The organism is Streptomyces sp. NRRL B-24484, from assembly GCF_000717715.1.
Lineage (GTDB): Bacteria > Actinomycetota > Actinomycetes > Streptomycetales > Streptomycetaceae > Kitasatospora.
The window spans coordinates 1-205 of record NZ_JOAI01000182.1 but is presented as its reverse complement, the minus strand read 5'-3'; the positions used below and the strand labels follow the sequence as shown (position 1 = coordinate 205).

Sequence of the window (205 nt, the reverse complement as noted above, 5' to 3'; positions counted from 1 at the left end):
CCTCAACACGACCGGCACCTGGTCGCGTCCGACGCCGATGCCGCTGGACGCCTACCGCGCGGGTGACGAGTACGTGATCTGCTTCGACCTGCCGGGCGTCGACCCGGAGGCGATCGACATCGACGTCGAGCGGAACATGGTGACCGTCAAGGCCGAACGCCGCCCGCGCCAGGAAGGCGAGGGCGTCAAGTGGGAGCTGTCCGAG

1 protein-coding gene is annotated in these 205 nt (G+C 69.3%); it reads left to right on the top strand.

What is annotated here, in order from left to right; genetic code table 11:
- Window positions 1-205 (top strand): Hsp20/alpha crystallin family protein (locus IE98_RS0141835; RefSeq protein ID WP_030278073.1); only part of this gene is annotated, 205 nt, incomplete at both ends.